This is a genomic window from Kribbella pittospori, assembly GCF_004331465.1.
Lineage (GTDB): Bacteria > Actinomycetota > Actinomycetes > Propionibacteriales > Kribbellaceae > Kribbella > Kribbella pittospori.
In genome coordinates this window covers 1-18,217 of record NZ_SJKB01000016.1, presented here as the reverse complement: position 1 = coordinate 18,217, position 18,217 = coordinate 1, and the positions used below count along the sequence as shown (strand labels likewise).

At 68.7% G+C, this 18,217-nt stretch carries 16 protein-coding genes and 1 rRNA gene; 10 read left to right on the top strand and 7 right to left on the bottom strand.

Features of this window, described 5'->3' with window-relative positions; all coding sequences use genetic code 11:
- The first annotated feature begins 84 nt into the window (after positions 1-84).
- The 3 genes from E0H73_RS36370 to E0H73_RS36355 are packed head-to-tail and all read left to right on the top strand — an operon-like array spanning position 85 to position 5,530.
- Positions 85-3,081: a DEAD/DEAH box helicase gene (locus tag E0H73_RS36370; RefSeq protein WP_238164502.1), complete on the top strand. Its 2,997-nt coding sequence runs from the start codon at positions 85-87 to the stop codon at positions 3,079-3,081.
- Positions 3,078-4,565 (top strand): SWIM zinc finger family protein, encoded by a 1,488-nt coding sequence (locus E0H73_RS47565; RefSeq protein WP_238164501.1) that lies wholly within the window; start codon positions 3,078-3,080, stop codon positions 4,563-4,565. The genes E0H73_RS36370 and E0H73_RS47565 overlap by 4 nt, the downstream gene beginning before the upstream one ends.
- A 47-nt stretch (positions 4,566-4,612) precedes the next feature.
- Positions 4,613-5,530, top strand: coding sequence for a hypothetical protein (locus E0H73_RS36355; protein ID WP_131364229.1), 918 nt, complete (start codon positions 4,613-4,615; stop codon positions 5,528-5,530).
- A gap of 3 nt (positions 5,531-5,533) precedes the next feature.
- On the opposite strand, the gene E0H73_RS36350 is transcribed toward E0H73_RS36355, so the two are convergent.
- The 4 genes from E0H73_RS36350 to E0H73_RS36335 are packed head-to-tail and all read right to left on the bottom strand — an operon-like array spanning position 5,534 to position 8,365.
- Positions 5,534-5,887 (bottom strand): iron chaperone, encoded by a 354-nt coding sequence (locus E0H73_RS36350; protein WP_131364227.1) that lies wholly within the window; start codon positions 5,885-5,887, stop codon positions 5,534-5,536.
- A gap of 20 nt (positions 5,888-5,907) precedes the next feature.
- Positions 5,908-6,549, bottom strand: a complete 642-nt coding sequence (locus E0H73_RS36345; RefSeq protein WP_131364225.1) for a maleylpyruvate isomerase N-terminal domain-containing protein — start codon at positions 6,547-6,549, stop codon at positions 5,908-5,910.
- A complete protein-coding gene (locus E0H73_RS36340; protein ID WP_238164500.1) occupies positions 6,546-7,523 on the bottom strand; it encodes an SGNH/GDSL hydrolase family protein in 978 nt (325 codons plus the stop codon). The genes E0H73_RS36345 and E0H73_RS36340 overlap by 4 nt, the downstream gene beginning before the upstream one ends.
- 47 nt (positions 7,524-7,570) lie before the next feature.
- Positions 7,571-8,365 (bottom strand): TrmH family RNA methyltransferase, encoded by a 795-nt coding sequence (locus tag E0H73_RS36335; RefSeq protein ID WP_131364223.1) that lies wholly within the window; start codon positions 8,363-8,365, stop codon positions 7,571-7,573.
- A 485-nt stretch (positions 8,366-8,850) separates the two neighbouring features.
- Between E0H73_RS36335 and E0H73_RS36330 the strand changes: the two genes are divergently transcribed.
- Genes E0H73_RS36330 through E0H73_RS36315 form a run of 4 tightly spaced genes read left to right on the top strand, consistent with a single transcriptional unit; the run spans position 8,851 to position 14,468 of the window.
- Entirely contained in the window at positions 8,851-10,041 is a 1,191-nt protein-coding gene (locus E0H73_RS36330; RefSeq protein WP_131364221.1) for a hypothetical protein, read from the top strand.
- Positions 10,038-10,676, top strand: a complete 639-nt coding sequence (locus E0H73_RS36325) for a hypothetical protein (RefSeq protein WP_202867728.1) — start codon at positions 10,038-10,040, stop codon at positions 10,674-10,676. Before E0H73_RS36330 ends, E0H73_RS36325 begins: the two co-directional genes overlap by 4 nt.
- Entirely contained in the window at positions 10,669-11,355 is a 687-nt protein-coding gene (locus E0H73_RS36320; RefSeq protein ID WP_238164499.1) for a hypothetical protein, read from the top strand. Before E0H73_RS36325 ends, E0H73_RS36320 begins: the two co-directional genes overlap by 8 nt.
- On the top strand, positions 11,352-14,468 hold the full coding sequence (locus tag E0H73_RS36315) for a coiled-coil domain-containing protein (protein WP_131364219.1): 3,117 nt from the start codon (positions 11,352-11,354) through the stop codon (positions 14,466-14,468). Before E0H73_RS36320 ends, E0H73_RS36315 begins: the two co-directional genes overlap by 4 nt.
- A gap of 92 nt (positions 14,469-14,560) precedes the next feature.
- Here the strand turns inward: E0H73_RS36315 and E0H73_RS36310 are convergent, their stop codons facing one another.
- The gene (locus E0H73_RS36310; RefSeq protein ID WP_238164498.1) at positions 14,561-15,145 is read right to left on the bottom strand and encodes a TetR/AcrR family transcriptional regulator; all 585 of its coding nucleotides are present in this window, start codon (positions 15,143-15,145) and stop codon (positions 14,561-14,563) included.
- A 127-nt stretch (positions 15,146-15,272) separates the two neighbouring features.
- Between E0H73_RS36310 and E0H73_RS36305 the strand changes: the two genes are divergently transcribed.
- Positions 15,273-16,325, top strand: a complete 1,053-nt coding sequence (locus tag E0H73_RS36305; protein ID WP_131364217.1) for an aldo/keto reductase — start codon at positions 15,273-15,275, stop codon at positions 16,323-16,325.
- 229 nt (positions 16,326-16,554) lie between these two features.
- The gene (locus E0H73_RS36300) at positions 16,555-17,205 is read left to right on the top strand and encodes a hypothetical protein (RefSeq protein WP_131364215.1); all 651 of its coding nucleotides are present in this window, start codon (positions 16,555-16,557) and stop codon (positions 17,203-17,205) included.
- 3 nt (positions 17,206-17,208) lie between these two features.
- On the opposite strand, the gene E0H73_RS36295 is transcribed toward E0H73_RS36300, so the two are convergent.
- Positions 17,209-17,679, bottom strand: a complete 471-nt coding sequence (locus tag E0H73_RS36295) for a P-loop nucleotide/nucleoside kinase family protein (RefSeq protein WP_131364213.1) — start codon at positions 17,677-17,679, stop codon at positions 17,209-17,211.
- Between the two features lie 99 nt (positions 17,680-17,778).
- Here E0H73_RS36295 and E0H73_RS36290 point away from each other — a divergent pair, with 99 nt between their 5' ends.
- On the top strand, positions 17,779-18,075 hold the full coding sequence (locus E0H73_RS36290; RefSeq protein WP_131364211.1) for a helix-hairpin-helix domain-containing protein: 297 nt from the start codon (positions 17,779-17,781) through the stop codon (positions 18,073-18,075).
- Between the two features lie 68 nt (positions 18,076-18,143).
- On the opposite strand, the gene rrf is transcribed toward E0H73_RS36290, so the two are convergent.
- Positions 18,144-18,217, bottom strand: a 5S ribosomal RNA gene (gene rrf, locus E0H73_RS36285); the annotation flags it as partial.

Below are 18,217 nucleotides of genomic sequence, written 5' to 3'. Positions count from 1 at the left end.
TGGTTCAGGTCAACTCCGGAGGTTGTCCACAGGCCGTCGGCGACGGGCGGAAAGTTGTCGGTGGTCCGGCGTACTGTGCAGGGCATGTTCGATGCCGTCTTCGTCCCCGCCGACCCGCCGCGTGCGGGCCGGCTGGCGTTGTACGGCGACCTCTCGGCGACGGGTGAGACGGCCGACGGGACCGTGGATCTGGTCTTGCCGAAGGGATCCCAGGTTCGGCGTACCACCGTGCCGGCTCGCCTGCTGAGTATCGGCGAGGTGCTCGAGTGGATCGGTCGGCCGCTCGAGGGTTCGGTCAGCTGGGAGGCGTGGCGGGCTGCGGCGTTCGCGGGGATGGGGTTGATCGCGCGCGGCCGACTCGTCCCGGATCGAAGCCCGAGTGGGTACGGCGCTTGGCGGGTGGCGCCGCTGGATCCGCTGGACCGGGGCTGGTTGCGGAACCTTAGTGCCGCGATGCCGCCGTACGGGCATGCGTTGCCGATCGAGGGGACGCGGCCGGTGCGGTTGGTCGATCCGGAGCCGCTGGTGCGGTCGTTCTGGGACGCGCTGGCGGACACCGTCGTGCGGACGTCGGCCGCGGCGGTCGCGGTACGTCCTGGTGCGGCGGCCTTTGCTGGTGTTGATCCGGTGGAGGTGACCGGAGCGACGTCCTGGTTGGACGAGACCGCGCTGAGCGAGGAGGCCGGGGCGCGTCTGGTGCTGCGGATCGAGCCGCCTTCGGAGTCGGCCGAGGAGTTCCGCGCTGTGCTGCAGCTGCGCAGTGGTGTGGATCCGAGCCTGCTGATGGATGTGTCGGACGTGTGGAGTGCGCCAGCAGCTGTGCTGGCTGCTCTTGGGGAGCGTGCGGAGACCGATCTGCTGCTGGCGTTGCGGCGCGGTGCTCGGGTCTGGCCGCCGTTGGGTGCTGCGTTGCGGGACGCGGCCCCAGCGGAGGTCGGGATCGACGACGAGGCGCTGGAGGAGTTGACCGAGGGCAGTACGGCGTTGGAGGGCGCTGGGATCGAGGTGCTCTGGCCGACCGAGCTGTTCGCAGGCGAGCTGGCTGTGCGCGGGACGGTCGCGACGCCGACGCCCGGAGCGGTGACCGGGCCCGACTTCAGCTTGACCGATCTGGTCGCGTTCCGATGGCGGCCGACGCTTGACGGGCAGGAGCTGACCGAGCAGGAGGTTGCGGCGCTCGCGGAGGCCAAGCGGCCGATGATCCGGATGCGTGGGCGGTGGGTCCGGGTCGATCACGACCTGGTCCAGAAGCTGCGGCGTGGTGGGACTCGCAAACTCACCGGAGCCGAAGCGCTCGGAGCTGCGCTGACCGGGACGATCGAGGTGGACGGTGAGCTCGTTGCGTTCGACGCGAACGGGTCGCTGGCCTCGATGCTCGCGCGGTTGCGGACGGCCGAGGAGCCTGCGCCGTTCGAGGAGCCGGCCGGGTTGCAGGCGACGTTGCGCGACTACCAGCGGCGCGGTGTGGCGTGGATGGCGCATCTCGCGGATCTCAGTCTGGGCGGTTGCCTCGCCGACGACATGGGGTTGGGCAAGACGATCCAAGTGATCGCGTTGCACCTCCAGCTTCTCGGGCGTGGTCGCGGACCGACGTTGGTGGTCTGTCCGTCGACGCTGCTCGGGACGTGGGAGCGGGAGTTCGCCCGGTTCGCACCGGACGTGACGACCCGGCGGTATCACGGCACTGGACGGAGTCTGAGCGACCTCGCACCGGATGAGGTGGTGCTCACGACGTACGGCGTGGTGCGACAGGACCACCGAGTGCTCGGTGAGGTGTTCTGGGGACTGGCGGTCGCGGACGAGGCGCAGCATGCGAAGAACCCACTGTCGCGGACCGCGCGATCGCTCAGAACGTTGCCGTCAGCAACCAGGATCGCGTTGACCGGGACGCCGGTGGAGAACCGGTTGTCGGAGTTGTGGTCGATCCTGGACTGGGCCGCGCCGGGGTTGCTCGGCACGCTCGACCGGTTCCGCCACGACGTCGCCGTACCGGTGGAGCGGTATCACGACGAGGAAGCGACCGCGCGGCTCGCCCGAGTGACGCGGCCGTTCCTGCTGCGGCGGCGCAAGAGCGACCCCGGGATCGCGCCGGAGTTGCCGCAGAAGACCGAGCACGACGTCGTCGTACCGCTCACGACCGAGCAGGCCACGCTGTACCAGGCCGTCGCGAAGGAGACGCTCGCCAAGATCGAGTCCGCGGAGGGGATCGCGCGACGCGGTCTCGTGCTCAGCCTGCTGACGCAGTTGAAGCAGGTCTGCAACCACCCCGCCCAGTTCCTGCACGAGCCCGGACCGCTGGAGCGCCGTTCAGGCAAGCTCGCCGCGCTCGACGAACTGCTCGATGTGATCCTGGCCGAAGGCGAATCAGTGCTGATCTTCAGCCAGTACGTCGAGATGTGCCGGCTGATCGAGGCACATCTGGCGGCGCGCCGCGTCCGGACGCTGTTCCTGCACGGCGGGATCGGGGTGCGGAAGCGCGAGCAGATGGTCCAGCAGTTCCAGGCCGGCGAGGCACAGGTGTTCCTGCTGTCGCTGAAGGCCGGCGGCGTCGGGCTGACGCTCACCCAGGCGACGCACGTCGTCCACTACGACCGCTGGTGGAACCCGGCCGTCGAGGACCAGGCGACAGACCGCGCCTACCGCATCGGCCAGGATCGGCCCGTGCAGGTCCACCGACTCGTCACTGAGAACACCCTGGAAGACCGGATCTCCACAGTCATCGCAGCCAAACGCGATCTCGCGGATGCGGTAGTCGGCTCAGGCGAAGCCTGGCTAAGCGAGCTCTCCGACGCAGACCTAACCGAACTAGTCGAACTCTCAACCGGCCCAGCGAAGTCCGGCTCAGCCAGCGCCTACAACCCGTCCGCCATCGGCAAATCCCCTCCCGCAGCCACCCCGACCACCAGCAGCACACCCGGACCTGCAGGCGGTCCGCCGACCTCCGCGACGCCCGCGCCCGGAGCCGACCCGTCCACCACCAGGACACCCGCGCCTGGAGCTGGCCCGTCCACCGGCGGGAGGCCCGAGCCCGGAGCCGACCCGACGGGCACCGGGACGTCCGGGACTGGAGTTGGCTCGTGAATGAGCGGGTGCCTTGGCAGGGGTGGCGGCGTTCAGGTGAGGACGCGGGGCTGCCGGCGGCGAAGGGTCCGGGGAGCCGGCGTCCGTTCGGCGCGACCTGGTGGGGGCGGGCCTGGCTGGAGGCGTTGGAGCATCGCGCTCGCTTGGATCCAGGCCGGCTCTCGCGGGGGCGTTCGTACGCACGGCGCGGGAGTGTTCTGGAGCTGACGGTGTCGCCGGGTTCGGTCGACGCAGTTGTGCAGGGCAGCCGAGTCACGCCGTACCAGGTGACGGTGCGGATCCGCGCATTCACCTCAGCCGAGTGGGACGCCGTACTCGAGGTGGTGTCATCGCAGATCGGCCGAGTGGCGGCGCTGCTCGACGGCGAACTCCCGCCCGAGGTTGTCGACGATGTACATGCCGCCGGGCTGGACCTGCTGCCGGGTGCAGGTGAGGTGCTGACCAACTGCAGCTGCCCAGACTTCGCCGTACCGTGCAAACACTCCGCCGCCGTCTGCTACCTGGTCACCGACGCGCTGGACGACGATCCCTTCGCGTTGTTGCTTCTCCGAGGCCGCCGCAAAGACGAACTCCTCAACACCCTCCGCTCCCGCCGAACCGGCCCGACCCCCACCACCCCACCCCGAACTCCCCCACCCCCAGGCATCCCAGCCATAGCCGCCTTCGCCAAATCCTTCACAACCCCCAACACCCGCGCGACCCCCAACCCCGCCACCTCCAACACCTCTGGGGACACGGCTCCCGACTACGCCGCCGCCGACCCTGCCACACCTAGCCCCATCTCTGGCACCCGCGCCGGCGCAGACAACGCCGCCGCCGACGTGTCTGGCCGTGCCGCGCCTGAGAACGCCTCGTCCGATACCTCTGGCCGGTCCGCCGACGACGTCACCTCTGACTCCGCTGGTCACACTCCGTCTGGTGCTGGTGGGTACGGCGGGGTGGCTGTGCCGGTTCCGCCTCGGCCGATGGGGGCGCCTGGATCGCCGGCTGCAGTGCGGGCGTTGGATCCACCTCGTTCGTCGGGTGTCGACATACGTGATCTGATCGCCCTTGCCACAGATGCGGCGCACAGAGCCTGGGAGTTCGCATCCGGTGACGGTGACGCGGGGTTGCGCCTCACCTCCGACCAGGATCTGGCTCGCCGTGCCTCCCACCTGCTCGGCACCCCGGAGCTCGCCGACCTGGCTCACCGGGCCGGCGTACCAGCGCGTCAACTCACCAGCTGGGCCGTCGCCTGGCGTGAAGGCGGCCCCGGCGGCCTTTCCGCCACCGTCGAAACCCCAACCGACATCGACGAAGCCGCCCTGGCCGAAGCAGCCCAGGCTCTCCCCGGCGCCACCATCGAAGCCAACCGCGTCACCGCCGGCAAGACCCAACTCCGCCTCGGCCCCGACGCCCTCTGGTACCGCTTCGACCAACACTTCAATGACTGGACCCTCACCCGCCCGCCCTCCCCCGACCCCCAAGACCTCCTCACCGACTAAAGCCCTAGGCTGCACCCCGACGTACGTTCCTGGGCAGGGTGCAACACATGCGTCGAGCCATCACCATCCTGGCCTGCGCGCTCACCGCACTGAGCCTGCCCGCCTGCAAATCCTCCGACGCGCAACAACAGGTCGCCAACCCGATCGAGCGATCCGGCAACCTCTGCGAGCGGGTCCAGCCGACGCTGGCTGGCAGTTGGAAGGCGGAAGACTCAGAGCCGTGGTCCCGCGCCCCGCTGTCCGACAACTGCTGGCTGATCGACACCGCCCGGTCCAGCCACCGGATCCGAGTCGCCCTCTCGGTCCTACCGGTGACGGCCGCAGAGTACGTCGACTTCCGCAAGGCCGAGGCACAGGAGCTCCGCGGCTCCGCCTACGTGACAGCGCCAGTCGACGGCGGAGTCGGGCCGGAGTCGTGGGCGGTGATCCCAGCCGCAGCCGCACCATGGATCGTCGTCCGCAGCAACGACCGGCTGGTCCGGCTGAAGGAGAACAGCGACGGTCAGGGCGGGATCGACGAACTCCGAACCGTTGCAAAGGCCATCACCACCTTGGCTGGTGGACTTCCCGCAGCGAAGGCCGTGATCGAACGTCCGGAGTGCACGCGCGGGACAGCGGCTGCCGAGAAGGCGCTCGCCGGCAAGGCCATCGTGCGACGAGACAACCTCGTCGCTGGTTTCGCCTACTGCCAGTGGGGTTCCAACAACCACGTGGTCTACAGCCGCGCAGGCCGCGTCGGCTCCGATCCCGCGCTGAACTTCAGATACATGCACGACGCGGGCACAGCGGCCTCCGTCGGCGTGCATCCCGTGAGCGTAGGCACCGAAGGCTGGCAGCAGTCCGACGGCTACCTGGCCTATCGAATCGGCCAGCAGACGTTCGTCAGTGTCGCCGCAGTTCCCGACATCTCACCAGCCAAGCTCCTGCCTCTTGCACAGGCGATGGCGCCCACCTACGGCGGCTGACTGTCACTCGGTCCGGGCGGACACGAAGGCTTGGGTTAGGCGGGTTATGAGGTTGTAGGGGATCGGGTCTTTGAGGGGGAACTTGAGGGTGCCTTTGCCGGAGCGGTAGGGGGCGATGGCGGCGGAGAGGGCGTCGTCGAGGGGTGGGATGGGGTAGAGGGCGATGTGCTCTTTCCATCCGCTGAAGTACACGAGCGACTTGCCGTCGAGGGTGATGGTCGGGATCTGGTAGCTGATCTTCTCGCCCGCGTCCGGGACGACGGCGTGGATGGTACGGCGTACCTCCTGCAAGATCTCCTGGACATCGGCCGGGAACGACGCGATGTACTCGTCCACGCTCGTGAACTTCTCCGCCATACCGCCATGGTGCCCGAAGGTCAGGATGGGCGCAGTGGGGTGAACGGCATCGGGGCGGGTGTCGGGTTGGGATCCCAGGTCTCCGCGAGAGGGGTCGGGCGCCATTTCCAGGACGCGGGCGGCGGGGTATCGGGGATCGCCGTGCGACCGGTCAGCCAGCGGAGGTTGAGCCAGGGATCAGCACTCGGGCGCGGCTCATGCGGGAACATCCGAGTCAGGACCCGTTCGCAGAGGTCAGGCGGCGGGGTGAGCGAGCAGCGGAGGCCGGTGGTGAGGTCGTGGCCGTGCACAAGTACCTCCACGCACGCCATGCCGGTGAAGCCCTCCGGATCACCGATCCCCCACGGATGAAACGCACGCACGTCGGGCGCGCTCGCGCGAACCACCAAGGCGAGGATGCTCCCCGCCGCCTCCACGAAGTCGAGTACGCCGGCGGGCGGGGCGAGTTCCTGCGCCCGCGCGGACCAGCGGACGTACTGCGTCCGCGCTCCCACCGCGAGCTGCGACGCCCAGTGCAAGTGCGCCTGCCCGAGATGCTCGGCTGTCGCGCGGCAGGTCCACTCGATGGACCCGGCCGGCGCGTTCCAGTTCGCGTCCACTGCGGGGCGCAAAGCCTGGACGAGGTCGGCGACCGCTGACTCGAGGTCGTCCGCGGTGATCATCTGCGACGAAGGGACGTGTGGGTCTCGAGGGCGGGAATGAGATGGTCGGCGATCTTGCGGTGCCCGGCGACCGAGGGGTGAACGAGGTCGGTGCAGTCGTCCTCGGTGATCCAGCCGGTCGAATCGATGCAGACGACGTTCGGGTCGTCGAGCGACTTGACGGCCGCCGCGATCGTGTCGGCGTGCTTGCCGTTGAACGGGGTCAGCGACACGATCGTCGTCTCCGGGTACGCCGATCGCACCCGAGCCACGTAAGCGGCGTACGGCTCCGGCTCCAGGGTCTCGTCGTTCACGCCGAGGTTGAGTACGACGACGTCCGGCGCGGTGACGCGTTCGGCGGGCGAGCCGGCGAAGTTCCAGCCGAACGACTCCGGCCCCGGCGGCACCTCGCCGTTCCCCGGCTTGATGATCCCCTGGCTCCCGAACCCGACCTGGTGGGACGTCGCGCCGAACGCACGGGCCGTGAGATACGCGTATGTCGTCGTACCGTCGGCACCCTCCGACTCGGAATGCGTACTCAACGACCGCACTCCCTGCGTGATCGAGTCGCCGTAGAACTCGATCCGCGGACCGCCCGGACGCCCGCTGAGCCGGACTCTAGAGTTCACATCTAGCAACAAACCCGCGAACACCACCGCGCACTCGAACGGCGGGTTCCACCTGTTGACGTGCTCGTTGACGTCCTTGACCACGACCTCGACCTGATGCCGGCCCGTCGGTGCGGTCAGCTCGATCACCGGGTCCTCGATCAAATGGAGCGCCGGCTCACCGTCGTCGATCGTGATCCACAGGTGCGGTGCGACGGTCAGTCCGGCCGTGTCGAACAGCAACTGCACGCTCTCGCCGGCGAACGAGAACGAGATCCGCGAGCCGGAGTTGACGGTGATCGCTACCCCGGGCTGCTGACCCCACTGGCCTTCCAGGACGATGCGCGGATCTGACGGGGCGACGACCTCGCCTGGTTCGAACGGCACGTCTCACACTCCTCGTGTTGGGTGGCGGTGCAATTCTGCCTGGCCGATCACCAGCCGTCCTTTCGAGCCCGCGCTTCGAACAGCAGGATGCCCGCGGACAGCGCGACGTTCAGCGAGTCGGCCTTGCCGAGCATCGGGATCGACACCGCTCCGAAGCCCTGCGTGTGCCACTCCTTCGACAACCCGCTGCCCTCCGATCCGACAACGAACGCGGTCGGCCCGTCGTAGTCGACGCCGCGGTAGCTCCCGCCGGCGGCTGGGTCGGCGAGATGGACGCGGAAGTTGTGGCCGCGCAGCCACGCCGCCGCGCTCGCGATGTCGTCGAACTCCAGCACCGGTGTCGACAGGATCGTCCCGCGGCTGGCCGAGTACACGGACGGGTGGCTCGGCCGTGCCCGCCTGCTGGTGAGGACCAGACAGTCGGCGTTCGCCGCGTCCACGGTGCGGATGAGGGTGCCGAGGTTGCCGGCGTACTCGACTCCGTCTGCGACAAGGACGAGAGAGGAGGTGGTGAAGCGGAAGGACTGCGGCTTCCACACCGGCAGCCGGGCGATCGAGATCAGGCCGTCGGAGCGGGTCTTGCGGGACAGCCGGCTGTGGAGCTTCTCCGAGATCCGGTACACCTCGCCGGCGCGCTCGGCGATGCGGCGGACGGCGTACGGCGTACTGGCCTCGGGGCACCAGAAGAAGGCCTCGATCGTGGTGTTGGTGCTGAGTAGGCGGTCGTGTTCCCAGCTGCCTTCGACCATGATCCGGCCGGGTGAGGCGTCCTTGCGGACGGTGAGCAGGTCGCGGACACGGGGGTGTTGCGCGCCGATCGGACGCGCGTGCGGCACAGTCATGTGCGTAACTCCGGTACGGAGAGAACGAGAAAGCTCGCCGGGGACCCTGTGATGGGTTCCGCACCGGCGTGGCGAACGCCCTAAGGCGCCGTGGTATGGACGCGGTCTACCTGGACCGCGTCAACCAATGATGCTTTGGATTCTCTCCACGCCAGGATCGTAGGCAGCGGCCTTCCCACCCGTCATCCGGTTTTCGCGCATCAGTCGTCCACAGGCTCTGTCCAGAGTGCCCACGGACTTGTCCACAGGCTCCGGGCAGCCCGGTTTTGGACTGTCGGTGCCCCCCACCCAACCGCTGCTTTGCCCCTGTCCACAGGTCTGAAGCAGCCCGGTTTTGGACTGTCGGTGCCCCCACCCAACCGCCGTCTTGCCTTTGTCCACAGGTCTGAGGCAGCCCGGTTTTGGACTGTCGGTGTGGGTGGTTAGAGTCCTTTCTCTGGTTGCCGGTCGCTCGCGGGGGCGAAGCCACACGGGAGGAGCAGGCGATGGACGCGACGTTGCTGGACGCGGAGGCCGAGGCGGCCGTACTGCGGGTTTACCGTCAAGTGTTCGCGGTGCTTGCTCGCGAGGCCGGCGCGATGATCGTCGACCCCGACCTGCTGGACGTCGACCAAGCGATCCTGGACGCGTTCGCCGAGGCCGGCAGCGACGGCCTAACAGTCGAGCAGGCGACGCTCGCCTGCCGGGCGTACCCGCACGACGTGATCGTGCGCCGCTTCGAGGTCCTGCGGCAGTACGGCGCGATCACCAAACTCGTCGACCGCCCGAACGAACTGCGTCACCGGGCCGCGTTCGCGCCGTACGTGATGCTGATGTTCCTCCGCCGGATGTCGGTGCAGGGCGGTCAGGGTGAGCTGCACCAATTGCTCACGCTCGAGGCGCACAGCGTCAGCGATCCCAGTGCGACCGAGGACGAAGGCAGAGCCTCGATCGAGCGGCTGACGAAGGTGTTCCGGCTGCTCGGCAACGAGCTCGCGATCCTGGTTTCGACCAGCACGACCGCACAACTGCGGGAGAACGCACAGCTCGCGTGGGGAAACGAACGCCTCATCGAGCAGGCTGAGAAGGTGCACCGGATCGTGCTGGACCGCTGGCCCAGCCTGCATCGCGCGTGTACGTCGCTGCGGATGGCGCTGGCCGCGTACGCCGACGCCGTACAACTAGCGGCCGGGCGGTTGGTGGAGAGAGCCGGTACGACGCGTGCACTCGGACTGCTGCCGATCGAGACGTGGCTGACGTTCACGCGAAGCAGTGAGCCGGAGGTGCTCGCGGGGGTGCTGGACGGGTTGCTGTTCGATGCGGCCGCGCCGGACTTCTCGCCGCAGACCATGGTCGAGGCTGTCGAGACGGGACGGCGGAGCGGGACTGCGCGCATGGCGCCACCGCGGCCGACTGCGGACGCCGACGCGCCTGAGTCCGCGGCCGCGACTGATCGGGAGGATCTGCGCGCCGAGGCCGAGCGCGTGCTGGCCGGGCGATCGTCGGTCGACGTCGTCGAGGTCGTGGACGATGCCGGCGACTGGATCACGGCGCGGCGCGTGCTGGCTGAGCTGACGGCGGCGCATCTCCACGACGAGCTCGACTACGAACTGGTGTGGTCGGACGGGATGCGGATCGATCCGGCAGCGGGGACGCCTTGGGCGACCGAGGGTGTGTTCCGGCGGGTGACGCGGTGAGCACTCCGTCCGAGGCCGTCGAGCGGCGGCTGTACAACGCGTTGTGGTGGGCGAAGGTGCAGTCCGCCGGGCCGCTGGAGGTGCCGCCCGATACGCCCGCCGTGGCCGGTCTGACCCGGGCTGCCTCGCCGGATGGCTCCAGCGTGTGGCTGGTGCCGACGATGCCGTCCGGCGCTGGCCATGCTGTGTTGGACGAGCTGGGCACTCCCCCGGTCGCCGTCGAGCAGCCGAACGAGACTGCGCGGGTGCTCGCGATCTGCGTCGCCTGCTGCTGGACCGACCGCAGTGGACCAGCCTGGCCGGGCTCGACCGGGACGCTCGCCCAGATCAGGTCCGTGTACGCCGGGATGCGGGGCCGGGCTGAGCAGTCGAGTGATCTCACCCTGATCATCGGCAGCCTCCGACGTCTGCACGCCACGCACTGGCTGCTGTGGAACGAGAAGGCCGGCGAGGTCCGCCTAGGCCCACGCGTCATCACCTGGACCCCGACCGACCAATCCACCCTCCGCGACCTGTGCCGCCACCTCCCCGACCCACCCCCTCCGGTCCTCACCACCCCGGCAGTCGCCCCAACCCCAGAAGACCCGCTCCCAGCCGCAGCCGACACGCCTCGTACGGAGGTGTCGGATGAGTGAGCAGCATGTGTTGTTCGATCCGCTGCTGCAGGATCTGAGCGACCGGTCCCGCGACGAGGTGCTGGCTGCTTTCAGCGCGGTGCAGTACGCCGCGCATCCGGTAGCAGAGGTGCAGTTGGCCGGCCTCCGAGACGTCACGCTTCGCCGACATGTCCAGAAGATGCTGAAGCTCATCGGTCGCACTCTCGTCCATGTCGACGGCACGCACTGGACCTCCGGCTACGCCGACGACATCGCCGCAGCGCTGACCACGCAGGGCTGGCAGCCCTTGTCCGTGGTGGATCGTGCCGTCCTAGTGCTCGTGCTGATCCACTCTGTCGCGATCCCCCGTAGCGAAGGGATCCTGACCGGCGACAACTGGAAGTCGGCCCGCCCAACCACAGTCGACGAACTGCGGACCACCAGGATCAGCGGCGAGGAACGACGGCTCGCACTGCAACGCCTGCGCGCGGCCGGTCTGATCCAGCTCTCCGGCGATCATTCCGGCGGGCCGAGCTACATTCCCGGTCCGCAACTCCAGCGGCTCACACCGGCCGCGCGGCGCCGACTGCAGGATCAGCTGATCCTCGCCGCGGCACCGGCCAGCCCGATCGCCGAAGCCATCCGAGCCCGCAACGGCACAGCGATCGCCGACCCTGACAGTCAGCAAGACAGCAGTGTGGAAGAAGGAGCGGTATGAGTAGCGCAGTGGAGGACGGTCCCTTCGACATCCTCGGTTCCAAGGTGCTGCTCGGCGTACAGGTCGTGGATCTGTCGCGGTTGTCGACGCACCCGATTCCGATGGTCGGGCAGGGCCTCGTCACGGTTGCCGGACAGGGGCCGACCGATTCGAACGGCGCCGGCAAGTCGTCCTGGATCGCGGCGCTCAGCCTGCTGCATGCGGACGACCAGTGGCGGCTGACCAGCGGCGCGCCCGGAGCGGCCGAGCTGCTGTTCACGGCGGAGGCGGCTGGGCAGGAGGGCAACTGGTCCAACGTCGACCGCGGGTACATCGTCGGCGTCTTCTCCGATCCCGAGCTGACCGATCTCGACGAGCTCGAGGCGGCCGCGATCACTGTGTGGATCCGGATCAACCGCAAGGCGTCGTACATCGATCTGCGCTGGAAGAACGGCCTGCACGTCCCGTACGGCGCGACCGAGGCCGAGCGGGCCGCGGGAGCGGACGCGTTGTGGGCAGCCCTGCCGCATTCCAACGGCCGCACGGACTTTCACGCGAACAAGCTGTCCACGGTTCTGTACGGCGGTCAGGTGCGCTGTGTCTCGTTCCTGTCGACGTCGGTGCGATCCAGCCCGACCGCGAACCTGCTCGCCGAGCCGCTCAACGAGCTCGGCCCGGCGCGCATCTTCAATGCGATCGCGACGCTGACCGGACTCGACCACGAGCTCGAGCAGGAGCAAGCGCATCGCTCGGCCGAACACACCCAGCGCGAGGCAACCAAGCAGGCGACGGCTGACCTGCAGCGGTGGGAGCAGGAGATGGCGACCGTCGAGGCCGGCATCCTCCAGCGCGGCGCGGCCCGTGAGGCTTTGGCCGCGGCGAAGGAGTCCTGGCGAGCGCGGTGTGCGCGGCACCTCATCGACGGCGACGCGCGCAACAGCGAGATCCTTCAGGAGCTCGCGGTACTCGACGAGCGGGTTGCGGAGCAGGAGGCGCGGCGCGAGGCGGTCGACCACGAGATCGATGCCTTCGGCAATGAAGAGGTACTGCTGCGCGACGTCCAACTCACGCGCCAGGAGCGGGACAAGCTCGATGCACGCGACCGAGAGCTCGACCTTGCGCAGCGTTCGGTGCGCGAGCAGCTCGAGCGACTCGGCCAGGAGCATCGGCGGCTGCTGGAGGCGGGGCGTTCGGCCGACGGGCGTGACCTCGCCGCTGCGGCCGACGAGCAGACCGAGGCGCGCTCCGTACTCGAGGAGCACATCGGGCGGGACCACGCGGCGCGTTCCGCGGTCGACTACGCGGCCGCCGAGCTGCGCGAGGCCGAGAGCGGTCAGACCGTGTCCGCGACGCAGCAGCAGGTGCTGGAGAACGCGGGCATCGAGTGCGGTGCGCTGACCGACATCACCGAGCTGTCATCGTCCGCGCGTGCCGAGTGGGAGCCGCGACTGGCGCCCTACCGCGAGGCTGTCGTCATCGACGCCGGTGATGCGGCGGTCGCGTCGGCTGCTCTCGCGGAGGCCGGGTACGCCGGATTCCTGCTGGTGCTGGCGAATCGGCCCGATGGACGCAAGGGTCTGCGCGGCGGGCCGAAGTCAGCGGACAAGCGGTTCAAGCTGGACGAGTTCTTCGTTGTGCTCGGCGAACGCGCAACCAAGGAGAACATCGATGACGTCGCCGGCGTCGTGGCGGTCGGCCAGTTCGACGAGCCGCTGACCGGTCGGACCGCGCGCATCGAGGCTGCCCGCCGCCGGGTCGAGGCCGCGGTCGAGGCGCGCGGCGTTGCGTCCGCAGCGCTTGACCAAGCGCGTGCACGAGTCGAGCAGGCAGAGCGTCGTACGGCGGCCGCCCGCGCGCTGGCCGATGCGGAGTCGGTGCAGGAGCAGATCCTCGCGCTGCGCGATTCCATCGACAGGCACGAGAACGACCGTGATTCGCTCGCCCCGCAGCTCCAGGCGGCGAAGGAGTCCGCCGAGGCAGCGGCCGGGCAGCAGCTCGTCCGCGACGAACGGCTGAAGAACCTCGAAGCGACCCGCCGCGACCACGAGCGGATCCTCGACGACCTGGCCGCGCGCCGTCTGACACTGCTGGAGGAGCAGACTTCCCTCGACCTGACCACGCGAGCCACGGCGTGGGGCACGGCGCCAGCGGAGGCGGAGGAATTCATCCTCGGACTGCCTGACGACGCGCAACGTCGTACCACTGCTGACTGGAACCACCAGGCCTGCACGCAACTCGATGATGTCATCCGCCGCTGCTTCCCGAACGCACGGTCCCGGGAGGAGATCCCGACCGAGCTCTTCGAGATCCTGAACGGCCCGGACGGCTGGACCAACGGCACGCTCGGCACCCGCGTGGGGCTGGTCCCAGCGCTGCACCGAACGCTGAGCAGTCACCTCGCGCAGCACGAGACATTCGACAGCCTGCAGCAACAGCAGATCGCCAGCCAGCGCGCCGAACGCAACGCCGCGCTCGAGCGTGCCCGCGAAGGACTCGGCGAGGCCGAGAGCACTGCCCGCGCCCACCGCGCATCCCTTGCCGACGGCATCAAAGCGCGGCTTCGGCTGGTGTCACAGGAGTTCGACCGCCTCGACCAGCAGTACGGCGGGTACGGCGCGAAGCTCGAGTACCCCGAGCCTGACCCGCCGGCCGAGCCGGACAAGCCGTGGCGCTGGACGGTCACGCCCAAGTGGCGGCGTTCGGAAGGCGGCCCGTACTCCGCGTTCAACGTGAAGGGCAACACCGCGCAGATGGACGAGAAGGCGGTCAAGCTCGTCTGCGCCGCCGCCCTGGCGGGTGGTTCGGACCGTCCGCTGCTGCTGATCCTCGATGAGCTCGGCCGCAACCTCGGTTCCCAGCACCGCCGTGAGGCCGTCGCCCTGTTCGAACAGATCGGTCGCGACCGGAACATCACCGTCATCGGAGCCCTCCAGGACGACATGGAGCGCTATGCCTTGGCGTCGTCCCGCCTGTACGTGAAGCTCCGTCGCAGCTCCGACACCATGGCCTACAACCAGGCGCCTGTTGTCAAGGGCAACGAGGACTACGCCGCGCGGGTCGAGCTCCTTCGCACCTGGCTGACGTCGTACCGCGGTCCAACCCCCACCCTCGAGCTCGCGACCCTGACCCCGTGACGCCGGCTTCCCTGCGCACGCGGTGCGGAGGCCGTGGGACTTGAGCGAGCAACTCCTGAAGGCGTGACGCTCTCAGCCTCACGATCTCGGCGTCACCTGCTTGGGTTGGCGCCGTAGCGGAGGCCGTCGACCAGGAGCCCGACCATGCGCTGGCTGTACGCCGGTCCCTCGTCGGTCAAGGGCATGCACAGCGTGGAGACGGCGTAGAGCAGGTCCTTTGGGCTGATGTCGGGGCGGATCTCGCCGGCGGCAGCCGCTGCCTCGAGCAGTCCGCCGAGGGCGGGTCCGAGTCGCTGCATGAAGTAGTCGGGCAGCGCGTCGAACGCCGGATCGCCGGAATGAAGCGCTGTTGCGAGTCCTCGCTTGGTGGCGATGAACTCGGTGAACCGGTCGAGCCATTTCGCGAGTGACACCACCGGCTCGTGCTCGGCGGCCAGCGCCGGCGCCGCTTCGGCACATGCGTCCACCTCGCGCTGGAACACGGCCTTGACCAGGTCCGAGCGCTGCGGATAGTGCCGGTACAGCGTTCCGACTCCCACGCCGGCCCGATCAGCGATCTCCTTCGCGGGCGCGTCCACGCCTGAGTCGGCGAAGACGGTTTTCGCTGCTTCGAGCAGCGAACCGAGGTTGCGTTGGGCGTCGGACCGCATCCGGCGCGGTGCCGTCTTCTCGGTCACCTGGCTCCTTCCCTTGCTTTTCCGGAAAGCCATTCCGTATAGTTCCGGAATAGTGTTCCGCTTCTGCCTAGCCTACGGCATCGACGGGCGCTTCACATCCCACGATCACCACCTCAGGAGAATCCCTATGCAGTACCGCACCTTCGGCGGGACCGGCATCCAGGTCAGTCCCTTCGCACTCGGCGCCATGATGTTCGGTGCCGCCGGCAACCCCGACCACGACGACTCGATCCGGATCATCCATCGGGCGCTGGATGCCGGGATCAACTTCGTCGACACGGCGGACATGTACTCCCACGGCGAGTCCGAAGAGATCGTCGGGAAGGCGCTCAAGGGGCGCCGCGACGACGTCGTACTCGCCACCAAGGCGCGCTTCCCCGTGAACTACGACCCCACCGGCGCCACTCCCTTCGTCCCGAACCGGTCAGGCGCCTCACGCAGCTGGCTGATCCGCGCCCTGGACGGCTCGCTGCGGCGGCTGGGCACCGACTACATCGACCTGTTCCAGATTCACCAGCCCGACCCGGAGACCGACATCGAGGAGACCCTGTCGGCGCTCACCGACCTGGTGCGGGCCGGCAAGATCCGGGCCATCGGCACGTCATCGCTGCCGGCCTCGGACATCGTCCAGTCCCACTGGGTCGCGGAGCGGCGCGGCCTGACCCGGCTGCGCACCGAGCAACCGCCGTACTCGATCCTCAACCGCGGCATCGAGCGTGAGGTCCTGCCGGTGGTGCAGCAGTTCGGTATGGGCACTTTGGTCTGGAGCCCGCTCGCGGGCGGCCTGCTCACCGGCCGTTACCGCAAGAACCAGGAGAACAGCACGCACCGGTCGCAGTTCGGCTTCCGGCACCTGACCGACGAGCGCCGCCTGGACGCCGTCGAGGAGCTCATCGCGCTCGCCGAGGACGCCAAGCTGCCGCTCACCCATCTGGCCTTGGCGTTCGCGATCGCGCATCCCGGCGTCACGTCGGCGATCATCGGGCCGCGCACGATGGAGCACCTCGACGACCTCCTCGCCGGCCTCGATGTCACGCTGACCGACGACGTCCTCGACCGGATCGACGAGATCGTCCCGCCCGGGACCGATGTCGGCGCCCTCGATATGGCCTACCAGCCCCCGGCCATCCAGCGCGCGAACCTCCGCCGCCGCCCGGTCAGCGAACGCGCTGCCGCCTGACCGGAGGTCTGGACCGAGCGCTGCCGGCCGACTTCGGCCGCGTACTTTCCAAAACCGCACCCCCGCGGTCGGGCCTGACCACCCGGTGCAGCAAACTGGGTCGGTGACTTCTCTGGGGATCTGCCGCAACTGCTCACACCGAGTAGGCGGAACCCTGGCCAAGCGTCCGACTACCGGCGTACCGTCTGCTGGGCAGGTCCGACGACCGGCTGACGAGCGGAGGGCGTGAATGGCATCGTGGCTTCTCCGCGCCCAGTGGAACCACCGTGACGAGTCCGTCGAACACCGTGCCCTCCGCGTCGGCCGCACCCTGACCGCAGTCGCCGTCGCGTTTCCCGACGCACATGTCTGGACCCAGGACGAGCGCTGGGGGTACCACGTCCTCGAGGCCGACGGCTCCACGCCGCTCCAGGAGATGGTCGAGGCAACCACCAAGGTTCTCGCGAACGGGTCCAGCACGACCCGGCTGCACCTGCAGAGCACCGGCGAGCTCCCGTGGTTGTTCGACCTCTCCATGGGCGGCACGCTCACGACCGTCTCCGATCAGCTCACCCTGCACTGGAGCGACGAGGACGCGCTCATTCAATCCGACCGCTTCGCCCAGGTCCTCCGTGCCGTCGTCTCGATCTGGGAACCCGAATGGGCCAGCATCGCCGACACCGAACTGGCCGCAGCAGCCGGCGTCTTCCGCCGCGGGATCCCGATGGTGGGGTGGCTGACGTACGTCCGCGGCATGGTGGCCGGTGCCTATGGCATCGACATCGACCTCACGCCGTTCGAACGCGGCACGCTCCTCCAGGCCCCGGTCGCCCCCGCCGACCTCACGCCCGTGCACATCTGCGCCGCCGCCGCGCTCGTCGGCATCGCCCCCGAGGCGTAGGCCCTACTCCGTCAGTACGACGGCCCGATCCCACCGCGCCAACTCAGCCGGCCCCGGTACGTCGAACGAGGCGCTGTACTGATCCAACTCCTCGCGAGTGATCCGGAACGTCCCGTTCGGCAACGCGGCATTCCGCGCGTCGATCCGCTGCCACAACACATCGAACGGCAGATCCAGTACGACGATCTCGGTGCGAGCACCCAGGTCGTGGGCCCGGGTCCGAAACAGATCCCGCTCTTCCTCGGACCAGCATCCGTAGTCCAGGATCGCGTCGACGCCAAGCTCGAGCACTCGAGCCGCTACACCCCACAGCATCTCGGACTCCAACACCCACCGCCGACCGTCGACCTCACTCGTCCCGAACAAGGCGTCCATCCACTCATCTGGAGTCAGCCGAACGCCCGCCCGCTCCGCCTCGAGCCGCCGAGCCCACGTAGTCTTCCCCGCCCCCGGCAACCCCACGGTCAACGTCATCACAGCCACCCCCGAACCCTACGCACTGCGTGGGACCGCTAGTTGGGCAATGTCCGAATCGTTCAAGACGGTGTCGGGACTGCGAGGCAGGATCGACGTATGTCTCCTACTCAGCGCACTAGGACCGCCTCGAGCCCTCGCTCGGATCTCACCGACCTCATGAATGTCGGTAAGGCGGTGGCCGGCTACTTCCAACGGACCGGCATCACCCAGATCAGCGAGCTGGCCGGGCGCGATCCCGTCGAGATCTACGAAGAAATGTGCGAGGCCGACGGCCAGCGTCTGGATCCGTGCCTGCTCGACACCGTCATGTCCGCAGTGGACCAAGCAGACGGCAAGCCGGCCCGTCCGTGGTGGTCCTACACCGCACACCGCAAACAACTGCTCGATGAGTGAGGGTGCTGAAGGTGCCTGGGCAAATGTTAAGGGCCACCCCTTGTGGGGTGGCCCTTAACAGTGTGAATGTCCGGCGGCGTCCTACTCTCCCACGACCTCCCGGTCGCAGTACCATCGGCGCTGTCGGGCTTAACTTCCAGGT